General features: G+C 67.1%; 9 protein-coding genes. 2 read left to right on the top strand and 7 right to left on the bottom strand.

Translation table 11 applies throughout. The annotated features are described in order from the left end of the window. Nucleotide 1: 1 nt before the first annotated feature. The 7 genes from ACVOMM_RS11195 to ACVOMM_RS11225 all read right to left on the bottom strand — a co-directional run bounded on the left by ACVOMM_RS11195 (nucleotide 2) and on the right by ACVOMM_RS11225 (nucleotide 6,362). Nucleotides 2–1,351, bottom strand: a complete 1,350-nt coding sequence (locus ACVOMM_RS11195; protein ID WP_065182946.1) for a TadA family conjugal transfer-associated ATPase — start codon at nucleotides 1,349–1,351, stop codon at nucleotides 2–4. Further along, a complete protein-coding gene (locus tag ACVOMM_RS11200; protein WP_065175248.1) occupies nucleotides 1,336–2,592 on the bottom strand; it encodes a CpaE/TadZ family protein in 1,257 nt (418 codons plus the stop codon). Before ACVOMM_RS11200 ends, ACVOMM_RS11195 begins: the two co-directional genes overlap by 16 nt. Nucleotides 2,593–2,619: 27 nt before the next feature. Further along, on the bottom strand, nucleotides 2,620–3,978 hold the full coding sequence (locus tag ACVOMM_RS11205) for a type II and III secretion system protein family protein (RefSeq protein WP_180875312.1): 1,359 nt from the start codon (nucleotides 3,976–3,978) through the stop codon (nucleotides 2,620–2,622). Nucleotides 3,979–3,996: 18 nt separating this feature from the next. Continuing rightward, nucleotides 3,997–5,040 carry a Flp pilus assembly protein CpaB gene (gene cpaB, locus ACVOMM_RS11210; protein WP_481526252.1) on the bottom strand — a complete coding sequence of 348 codons (1,044 nt, stop codon included), beginning with the start codon at nucleotides 5,038–5,040 and terminating at the stop codon, nucleotides 3,997–3,999. Between the two features lie 19 nt (nucleotides 5,041–5,059). Beyond that, nucleotides 5,060–5,536 (bottom strand): TadE/TadG family type IV pilus assembly protein, encoded by a 477-nt coding sequence (locus ACVOMM_RS11215; RefSeq protein WP_111185924.1) that lies wholly within the window; start codon nucleotides 5,534–5,536, stop codon nucleotides 5,060–5,062. Then, entirely contained in the window at nucleotides 5,533–6,078 is a 546-nt protein-coding gene (locus ACVOMM_RS11220) for an A24 family peptidase (protein ID WP_065182942.1), read from the bottom strand. The genes ACVOMM_RS11215 and ACVOMM_RS11220 overlap by 4 nt, the downstream gene beginning before the upstream one ends. 104 nt (nucleotides 6,079–6,182) lie before the next feature. Continuing rightward, nucleotides 6,183–6,362: a Flp family type IVb pilin gene (locus tag ACVOMM_RS11225; RefSeq protein ID WP_065175243.1), complete on the bottom strand. Its 180-nt coding sequence runs from the start codon at nucleotides 6,360–6,362 to the stop codon at nucleotides 6,183–6,185. A 690-nt stretch (nucleotides 6,363–7,052) separates the two neighbouring features. Between ACVOMM_RS11225 and ACVOMM_RS11230 the strand changes: the two genes are divergently transcribed. Continuing rightward, nucleotides 7,053–8,033, top strand: a complete 981-nt coding sequence (locus ACVOMM_RS11230; RefSeq protein ID WP_065175242.1) for an AraC family transcriptional regulator — start codon at nucleotides 7,053–7,055, stop codon at nucleotides 8,031–8,033. Nucleotides 8,034–8,235: 202 nt separating this feature from the next. Beyond that, nucleotides 8,236–9,519: ESPR domain-containing protein (locus ACVOMM_RS11235; RefSeq protein WP_481526253.1), on the top strand; the 1,284-nt coding region annotated here is incomplete at its 3' end.

The following is a 9,519-nucleotide window of genomic DNA, read 5'->3' on the forward strand; positions in this document are numbered from 1 at the left end:
TTCAGTAGTCTCCGTAGAGGGATTCGCGCAACAGTTGGCGGAACGGCTCGAGCTTGTGCGAGTGCGGCTGGAAGCCCAGCCCGATCCAGCGGTCGGTCTCCTTGCCACTGCCGTCGATCTGCACTTCGTGGCGGAACATCTCCTGGGTGGTGATCAGGTTGTCGCTGACGCCGGTGATCTCGGTGATCGATACCAGCACGCGCCGGCCACTGCCGAGGCGCGAGATCTGCACGATGAAATCGATCGCGCTGGCGATCTGCCGGCGCAGGCTGTCTTCGCTGCCCTGGAACCCGGCGAAGCCGGCCAGCATCTCGATGCGATAGAGACAGTCGCGCGGCGAGTTGGCATGGATGGTGGCCATCGAGCCGTCGTGGCCGGTGTTCATCGCCTGCAGCATCTCCAGCACTTCCGCGCCGCGCACCTCGCCGACCACGATGCGGTCGGGGCGCATGCGCAGGCTGTTGCGCACCAGGTCACGGATGCTGACGGCGCCCTGTCCCTCCGCACCACCGATGCGGCTCTCCAGGCGCACCACGTGCGGATGGTTGAGTGAGAGCTCGGCGGTGTCCTCGACGGTGATCACGCGCTCGGTGGGTGGCACGTAGCTGGCCAGGGCGTTCAGCAGCGAGGTCTTGCCCGAGCTGGTGCCACCGGAGACGAGGATGTTGCAGCGACCCAGCACCATCGCCTTCAGCAGCGCCTGCATCGGCGCATCGAAGGTGCCCTTGGCCAGCAGTTCATCGGGCGTGAACGGGTCCTTGCGGAACTTGCGGATGGAGACCATCGGGCCGTCCACCGCCAGCGGCGAGATGATCGCATTGAGGCGGCCGCCGTTGGGCAGGCGCGCATCCACCATCGGGTTGGAGTCATCCAGGCGCCGGCCAAGTGGTGCGAGGATGCGGCGCAGGATGCGCAGCAGATGGGTGTCGTCGGTGAAGCGCTGGGTTGCGCGCTTGAGCTGTCCGCCCTGCGAGACGTGCACATCCTTGAAGCCATTGATCAGGATGTCTTCGATGGTGGGATCATGCAGCAGGTCGTCCAGCGGGCCGAAGCCGGTCAGCTCCTTGACCAGGCCCTCGGCCACCACCTGCATCTCCTCTTCATTGATCGGGATGCGCCACTCCTGGATGAAACCCACGGTCTGCACCTGCACCCAGCGCGCGATCGTGTCCGGAGCCCAGGAATCGATATCGATGCGCTCGTCCTCGATGCTGTTGAGCAGGTGCTCATGCGCCGCGGACAGCACCTTCTGGTACTGCTCGGTCTCTGCGAACGGCAGATTGCCCGCAACGTGGTCAGGAACGGTGTGGCGGGCGACGGCGTGCGGAAACGGGGTTACTTTGTCTTCCATTGCGATCCACCCAGGGCAAGGGCAAGTCTTTCCCGCAGGCCGTGCGTCTGGACCGGGCATGCAGCCGGATCCAGGCGTTGGACGAGCGGGGCGAGGGCACGCAGGTACGGATCACGCGGCGCGTCCTGCAGCAGCAGGTGGCCGTGGCTGGCGGAGGCACGTACGCGTGGTCGTTCGGGGAGCGTGGCCAGCAGTGGAAGCTCGAACCGTCGGGCGATCTGCTCCGGGCTCATGCCGCTGCTGTCGTCATGGCGGTTGATCACCAGTTGCAGGCGCTTCTCCCGTTCGCGCTGGCCGGACAGATGCTTGAGCGCATGGTCAAGCGAGACCAGAGTGGCAATCGAAGCGTCCGCGACCAGCCAGATCTCGTCGGCCTGGTCCAGCAGCAGCGGTGGCAGTTGACGCAGCGGGCAGCCGCCGGCGTCGCACAGCACGCTGGCAAACACGCCGCGCAGCCGCTGGAGCAGGGCGCCCGGATCGGACGGTGGCAGCGCATCGCTGCCGCTGGCGCGGTCGAGCAGGACCAGTCCGCTGTCATGGCGCGCCATCGCAGTGCGCGCCAGGGTGGCGTCGATGCGGCTGGCATTGCGCAGTGCGTCTTCGTAGTGGAAGCGGCTGTCCAGATTGAGGTAGAGCGCCAGGTCGCCCGCCGGCTGCGCCAGTTCCAGCAGCAGACCGTCCTGGGTGCTGGCCTCGCCCTGCGCCAATGCATGGGTCTGTTGTGCAAGCACGGCCAGATGCGCGGCCAGTGTGCTGGTGCCGACCCCGGCACGTACGCCCAGCAGCAGGATCAACCGCGCCTTGTGCGGCTGGTGTGCGGCAGCGGCGGGCCGGGGCGAGAGCGCGCGGCGCAGCGCGGCCTCGATGCCGGTGTTGTCGCTGTCCAGGTCGAGCACATCGCGCAGGCCGGCGCGCAGCGCCATCACCACGCCTTCGACCTGCCCGGCACTGGTGGCGCCAACGGCGACCAGCGCAAGGTCCGGCTGGGTCTGCTGCAGCTGCTGCGCCAGCACGGTCGAGGCGGCGGCGTGCTCGGGGCGGAAGTCGAGCAGTACCAGATTCTGCGGACCGCGTTGCAGGTCCTGCGCGGATGTCGGCTCACCGCTGTCCTGCCAGTGCAGGGTGGTGGCAGGCGGCAGCTTGGCCGCCAGCCGCGGCAGCAGTTCGCGATCCATCCCGTACAGGACCAGGTTCATCGGCGGTCCTTGCGGATGCAGCGGCTGGGCAGTGGCGTAGGGCATGGGCGTGGTATCGCAGGCATCATGGATTCAACGTGAGAAACCGGGCACCGGGTCCTGGCTGACCGGACCCAGCAGCCAGGAACCCCACTCAGGCAGGTTGGGCCGGGCCTCGCGCTCGCCTGGCAGTGCCAGCTCGGCATTGCGGGCGAGGGGCTGCACCAGCCGTGGCGTGACGATGATCACCAGTTCCTTGTCCTGGCGCTTGTAGTCGAAATCGCGGAAGAACGAGCCGATGATCGGCAGGTCGCCCAGCAGCGGGATCTTGTTCACCGTGGAGGCGACCGTCGAGCTGACGAGACCGCCGATCACGAAGCTCTCGCCATCGCCCAGCTCCACTGTGGTATCGGCACGGCGGGTGCTGATCGACGGAATCTGCACACCGTTGAGGGAAATGGCGTTGGTGTAGTCGAGGTCGCTGGCTTCCGGCGCCACCTTCAGGGCGATGCGGTTGGGCGCGAGCACGGTCGGGGTGACGGTCAGGCCGATGCCGAACGGCTTGTAGGTGATGGTGGTGGTCCCCAGGCCCTGGGGTTCGAGGATCGGCAGTTCACCACCGGCGAGGAAGCTGGCGCTCTGGCCGGACAGCGCGACCAGAGTCGGCTCGGCCAGCACCCGGGCCATGCCATTGGACTGCAGCAGATCGAGGTCCGCATTCCACAGGCCCTTCGTCGAGCCGAACACCAGGCGGAAGGCCGACGAGATGGGCGATTCCGATTCGTTGCTGGAATTGCCCTCCTGCATGCCGGGCAGCACGCCGGTGTTGCCCGGCAGGATGCCGCCCGGACGAGCGAAGCCATAGGCAAAACCGCCGTTGCGGTTCTGGAAGCTGATGCCGACCTGTTTCAGCGCGGTCTTGTTGAACTCGACCACCTTCACCTCGACCTGGACCACACCGCCGCTGGCGATGGTGGAGGCATCGGCGAGCTGGCCATCCTTGCCCAACGCCATCGCGGCCGCCTTCTGTTCCTGCATGTGCGAGAGCGCACTGTCGGTGCTTCCCTGCAGCAGGCCCTGCTGGTCCTGCTGGGTGAACACCAGACCGCTGGAACCCGCATCGGCCGCCCCCTGCACCGCGCTCTGCACGCGGACCTGCACGCGCTGTGGCTCCGACTGCTTGCGGTGCCACAGCAGCAGGGTGGTGGTGCCGGGGGCCTTGCCGACCAGCAGCGCCTGGCGCTGGCCTCGCAGCATCACGATATCGGCGACGCCCGGATCGGCGATGGCCACCCGTTCCAGGTCCGCGGGCAGTGTCCAGGGCCGCTGTTCGCGGGCCTGCAGCACCAGGTCGTCAGCAGCCACGCTGGTCGCAGGCGCCAGCAGCACCAGCAGCAGAGCGAGCCAGCGCTGGCGGGAGGAGGGGCTTGGACTCTGGCGACGTTCGGTCATGGAAGCTCTCGGTGCAGGTCAAAGGGAGCCGCGGGGCGCAGAACCATCGCCGCGGATGATCTCGATTCCGGATGCGCGCGGTGCGCTGCGGCGGGCGGCGGGGGGCTGTGCGGGGGCGTCGTTCACCGTGCGTGCGCGTGCGCTGCTGCGGCCGGCCAGGGCATCGCCATCGATGCCGGCGAAGGCGTGGTTCTCGGGGCGCTGCAACGCCAGCTGCTGTTCCGCGTCCAGGCCACGCAGCGGATCGATCACGCCTCGCGCCTGCGGGAACAGGGCCAGGTCGGGCTGGCCGGCGTCGGCGGGATTGCGCAGCGCGAGGTAGAGCTTGCCCTGCTGCGCGCCCAGCAGCAGCCGGTTGGCGTCGGCCACCGGCACCGCCAGCACGGCGCTGCGGGCCGGCTGGGCTGCGTCACCGCTACTGCCGCCACTGCTGCTGGCGTTGCTGGTGATATCTGCCGCGCGCGGGTCTGCACGGTTGCTGGTATCGGTGCTGGCATTCGTGCCGCCCGTGTTCGGGGCGATGTCCTGTTGGCCATAACTGAGCACGCGCAGGCGCGACAGCAGCAGGCGGGTCTGTGCGGCGTCGGGTGCCGCGTTGTAGCTGGCAGGTTCGCTGCGCAGGTTGAGGAACACATCGACGAAATCGCCTGGCAGGATACGGTTGCCGGCACCGACCAGTTCATCCACCGGCACCGCCAGTGCACGCTCGCCGGGCCGCAGCTGCAGCGAGAAGCCCTGGGCCAGCACCGCGTCGCTGATGGTGCTGCCTTCGGCGATGTCCTGCACCGGCACCTTGCCGACCACGGCGGCCAGGTCGGCGGCGGCACCCGGCACGGCTGCGCTTCGACGGGCCAGGCGCACGCCATTGGCAGTGATCGGTTCACCGGCCGGCAGCCGGGCGATGGCCTCGACCACCGTAATGGCCTGTGCGTCGGCCTGAACGACCGGAGCCGCGCTTTCCGCCGAAGGGGTGGGCCTGCGGCCGATCACGAATGCGATCAGCGCCAGCAGCACCGCGAGTGCGATCAGAGCGATGGCGGCGATGCGGGTCAACTTGAGCATGGAACCGTCTCCTGTACCGTCAGTTGCCGGAGCCGAGGTCGAGCTGGGCGACCGCGACGCTGCGGATGGGGGCCCGCATCACCCAGCCGTAAAGCGTGGCGGTGCCGGGGAAGAAAGGGTGGGCGGCGTAGTCGTAGCGGACGGTGACCGTCATGCACTGCGCGGTCGCCATGCCCGCGCAGGGTGCCTGCGCCGAGACCTGGATCGGACCGGTGCCGCCGGCGCTGCAGTCAGGGTTCTGCCTGGAGAACTGCAGCAGCCATTGCATCGACTGGCGTGCTGCGACGCACGCGGCGGTGCGTCGTTCGTTGGCGGTTCCGAAGCGCAGCGATGCGCGCGCGCCTTCGGCAGCGGCCGTTGCAAGCGTCTGCTGGGCAGCCATGATCAGCACGCCGGAAAAAGTGAACAGCAGCAGCGGCACCAGGCCGAGAATCATCATCAGCGCGTATTCGACGGCAACCACGCCACGCTGGCGCCGCGGACCGAGGGTGTTCATGCGAGACCTCCATAGGTCGTGGCCAGGAGCCAGCCGATCGCCGCCAATGCGAGGTAGGCCGCATAGGGAATGCCGCGGCGCCCCTGGCGGGCAGCCTCCATTCCGCGCAATGCGGGGTGCGTCTGCCATTGCTCGCTGGCGCGCGATACCTGCAGCTGCACGCGCATCGGCAGGTGCATGCCCAGCTGACGCCCGAGCAGGATCGCCACTGCGTGGGCGCCGGCGGCAAGGCTGGCCACTACCCATATCGGCAGCAGGGCATGCCATCCCAGCAGCAGGCCGAGCACGGCAAAGAATTTCACGTCGCCTGCGCCCATCCAGCGTAGTGCGTAGAAGGGCAGGAGCGCGAGCAGGCCGGCAACGGCACCGAGCAGGTGCGCCGGCCATGGCAGTCGTGGCTCACCAAATTGCCCGGCGACGAGCAGAGGTATTGCGAGTGCGCACGCCGCCAGCAGCCAGGCATTGGGCACCCGGCGGGCATACAGATCGCTGATCGCGATCCGCAGGCACACACCGATGGCCAATAGTCCCAGCAGTGTCATCGCACTCCCCTTCGTCCGTCACTGGACCGTCTGCAACCGCATCCCGGCCTGCGGCCACCGTGGTCGCGGATGGCGCGACCAGCGGTGGTGCGTCCGCAGGTCGCTCAGGTGGTTGCTTCGGTGGCGATTGCCGAAAGGCGGGTGAACAGCGTGGTGAAGAATTCCGTGATCTGGGTGCGGCCCACGGCAATCAGGATGCCGGCGATCACAGCGGCCAGCAGCCCGTATTCGAGTGCGGTCACGCCATCTTCTTCTTTCAGGAACTTGCGGATGGAAGCGTTCATGACGGTTGTCTCCCTCTACCTGTCAATGGCAACAAGACACCTGCATCGGCCGGTTGCCCGACTCCGTCGGGACCGTCCATGGACCTCTGCCATCCTGGCGGAGGTGGCAATGCGGGACTGTCCCGCATCGCTAAAGCAGGGTGATCTCCACCAGGGAGTGCAGCGACCGCGCATGTGCGACCGCGCGGCACCAGGCCGGTGGTCGGAACGTCATCGAGCAGCGCGTGCATCGTCATGCTGTCCCCTGGGTGTGACCGCATCGGAGCGGTTCGATCACCGTGATACCGACTTTGCCTGAATGGCGGCCGGGTGCAACCGGAACCTATATGCAAATTCGGCAGGAATCTCTTATTCCTGATAATCGGTTGCTTATTCTGTGATGAAGCGCCGTTCCCAGGCGTAACGATTCATCGTGATGTTAATAATGTGACCCGGGTTAACGCATGCGAGAATCGTGCCACTGGCGCCCACATTTCCTTCACGCCGGGCGCGGGTTGCTGTATTCCCGCGCGACCTGTTTACCTGCGCGGATTATCGGGCATACTCGTATTCAAGGTTTGGTACTTTCAAGGTGGAGCCGGCCAGTGGCCGCATCCATCACGGCAACGGATGATGCTCTTGGAAACCGCGCGCACCTGTAGGGCAGTGGGGGTTGCGGCGGGCAGCTGACCAACGGGGGACGACACTGTCATGGTTGATGGTGGGGTGGTTGACAGCGACGACGGCGAGCTCCGGTCGATCGACCTGGCCACGCTGAGCGGTGTGCTTCGCGTATGCGATGTGGAACTGTTGCTGCTCGACGGCAATGGCCCGCGCGCGGCGTTCGCTTCGCGCGTGCATGAGGAAGCCCTGTTCTGCAGCATCAGCTGCGGATTCCATTGCCGTGGCCGCTTCATGCTGCCGCCGGACTGGGCGATGCTGGGGTATCTGCAGGCCACCGACGAGGCGGTGAGCTGGTGCCATGGCGTACCGCTGGCGGCCGGGATGGCGTTGACCGTGCTTCCCGAAGGCATCAGTGAATTCACCCTCAGCCCCGGTACCCGCTTGACCCTGATGCTGGTGCCGGTATCCCGCGTGCAGCGCAAGCTGACCGAACTGAGCCTGCGCAGCACCCCGCCGGCGGGACAGGCGCTCTCGCTGTTCAATCTGTCCGGTGATGATGCCCCGCTGGCGCTGCATTACCAGCAGCTGCACCAGCAGCTGGGGCAGGGTGCCAGCCTGCAGCCGGAGGAAACCGAGCGGCTGCTGCATGAGCACATCCAGGCCCTGCTGGGTGCCGGTGCCGTCGATCGCCCGGGGTGCAGCCGCGCACGGCGTACGCATTACCTGATCGCCCAGCGCGCCGAGAATTTCATGCGGCTCAACCTGCGTCGCAATATATACATGAATGAAATCTGCGACGCCGCCGGTGTCAGCGAGCGTGGCCTGCGCTATGCATTTGAAGATCTGTTCGGTACGTCGCCCAACCGTTATCTGTCCATGCTGCGCCTGTGTGCAGCCTGCCGCAGCCTGTCGATGGCCGACTCCAGCAGGCGTTCGGTCAAGGCGATCGCGCTGAGCTGTGGCCTGTGGGATCTCTCGCGCTTTGCCGATAATTACCGGAAGGTGTTCGGTGAACTTCCGCGGGATACCCTGATGCGTGCACCCGCGCAGTTGGGCCAACCGGCCTGAGTCTTGCCCCACAGGGGCTTTCACGGCATTGCTGCCGGTTTTGCATATCCGGCTGCCGAATCCGGCCGTGGATTTGCCGGATTGCGCGATTGCCCTGCCGGATTGAAGTGCGCCACGCCTCCGCGAACCGTTGAAATGTCAGTCACCTGCCTAGCGGCAAGTCCACTGTCATTCAAGTTGTTCGCCTACGGGGGAAATGCTCATGAACCGCATCTACCGGCGTGTATGGAACCGCCAGCTCAATGCTCTGGTTGTGGCCTCGGAACTGGCCACCGGCGATAGCGGCGGCACCGCATCACGCGATCCGCGCACCACCCTGCTGACGCCCAGCGCCCTTGCGCTTGCATTGCTGTGCGTGCTGGCCAGCGGGCCGGCATCCGCAACCGAATCCAACCAGTCGCTGCGCGATCTGCAGGCGCTGGCGGCCAAGTACACCCAGACCTTGCCGGTGAAGGTCGACGCCGAAGTCGCCCTGGCCGCAGCCGCGCGACAGGCGCAGGCGACGCCTGCGATCAGTGCCGATACGCGCGTGGGCCTGCAGCTGAGCACGACTTCGCTGCCGCTGGTGCACGAGGTCCTGCCGGCCGCCGTGCAGGTGAAGCTGGGGGCGAACGCATCGCCGCAGCATGTGCCCACGCCAGCGCTGGCCGCTGATGTGCGGGCCCAGCTCGGCATCGGAGCCGGTACTCAGGTGGATACCTCACTGGCAGCGAACGTTTCCTCCGGCGCCGCTTTGCCGCTGGGGCTGACGGCCGATGCGAAGGCAAAGGCCAGGGTCGGCATCGCAGGTGCCCCGGTGGCATCGGTGGGTGCCGGCGCCAGGGCGGCAGCGGGTATCACGACGTCCTCGCAGGGATTGTCCGGGTTGAAGGCCGGCATCGACGGCAACGCCGACTCGCATCTGGCCATCGCCGGACATCGAATCGAGGGCCAGGGCAAGGCCTCCGCAACCGCAGCGGTGAGCTTGCCCGCCAAGGAAGAACTGCCGGGCGAGACCGATGATCGCGCGATCACGGCGGCGTTCGATGCAGGCGTCGCCGGCAAGGTGCGCGTGCAGGGCCCGGGTGGCCAGGACGTGGTGGCCGATCGCAACCTGAAGCTCGCGGGCCGGACCGTCGTGAGTGCGCAGGCCAGCACGCTCGGTCTTGGAGGCCTGCATCACGGCGCCCTGGGCGATCTTGGCGGTGCGGTGGGTGGCGTAGTGCACGGCGTAGTCGGCACGGTGGGCAGCGCAGCAGGCGAGACGCTGCACGAAACCGTCGGCACCGTAGGTAGCGCAGTGGGCGGTACGCTGCACAACACCGTGGGCGCAGTAGGTGGCACGCTTCACGGAGCTGCCGGCACGGTCGGCGGTGCGGTGGGTGGCGTAGTGCACGGCGTAGTGCACGGCGTAGTCGGCACGGTGGGCAGCGCAGCAGGCGAGACGCTGCACGAAACCGTCGGCACCGTAGGTAGCGCAGTGGGCGGCACGCTGCACAACACCGTG

The organism is Stenotrophomonas sp. STEN009, from assembly GCF_056760395.1.